Source organism: Tepidimonas aquatica, from assembly GCF_007556585.1.
Classification (GTDB): domain Bacteria; phylum Pseudomonadota; class Gammaproteobacteria; order Burkholderiales; family Burkholderiaceae_C; genus Tepidimonas; species Tepidimonas aquatica.
In genome coordinates this window covers 1-928 of the sequence record NZ_VJNA01000086.1, presented here as the reverse complement: position 1 = coordinate 928, position 928 = coordinate 1, and the positions used below count along the sequence as shown (strand labels likewise).

General features: G+C 66.9%; 1 protein-coding gene. It reads left to right on the top strand.

All coding sequences use genetic code 11. The annotated features are described in order from the left end of the window. On the top strand, positions 1-898 hold an 898-nt coding region (locus Taqua_RS13075), incomplete at its 5' end, for an IS3 family transposase (protein ID WP_144326996.1). Positions 899-928: the final 30 nt, after the last annotated feature.

Genomic DNA, 928 nt, shown 5'->3' with positions numbered 1-928 from the left:
CAGCCAAGCCGAGCGCGCCGAGGTGCTGCGCATTGCCAACGAGCCGCGCTTTGCGGACCAGCCGCCTGCGCGCATCGTGCCTGCGCTGGCCGATGAAGGCCGCTATGTGGCCAGCGAATCGACCTTCTACCGCATCCTGCGCGCACAAGGGCAAGCCGCCCATCGCGGCCGCGCCAAGGCGCCGCAGGCGCGACGCGGCCCGAGCACGCATGTGGCCAGTGGCCCGCGCCAGCTCTGGTGCTGGGACATGACCTATCTGCCCGCCCAGATCGCCGGGCGCTGGTTCTACCTGTATCTGATCCTAGACCTCTACAGTCGCAAGATCGTGGGCTGGGAGGTGCACGAGCACGACGACGCCTGCCATGCCGCGCACCTGGTGCGCCGCACGGCGCTGGCCGAGGGCATTGCCACACAGGCGAGCAAGCCCGTGCTGCACGGCGACAACGGCTCCACGCTCAAAGCCACCACGGTGCTGGCCATGCTGCATTGGCTGGGCATCAAGCCCTCGTACTCGCGCCCACGCGTCAGCAACGATAACGCCTTTGTCGAATCGCTGTTTCGCACCGCCAAGTACCGGCCCGAGTTCCCTGCCCGTGGCTTTGCCGTCCTGCACGCCGCTCGCGACTGGGCGGCGCAGTTTGTGCATTGGTACAACCATGAGCATCTGCACAGCGGCATCCGCTACGTGAGCCCGGCAGCGCGGCATGAAGGGCGTGACCAAGCGATCCTGGCGGCCAGGCATCAGGTTTACGAACGTGCCCGCCAGCGCCATCCGTCGCGCTGGAGTCGGCACACGCGCAACTGGCAGCCCATCGGCGCCGTCACGCTCAACCCCGAGCGCGACGCGGTGATCGAAGGCCTCACGCTGCATCACGATACACAACAATTGGCCGCATGACTTGCGCGACAACTATCTTGACACGCACCG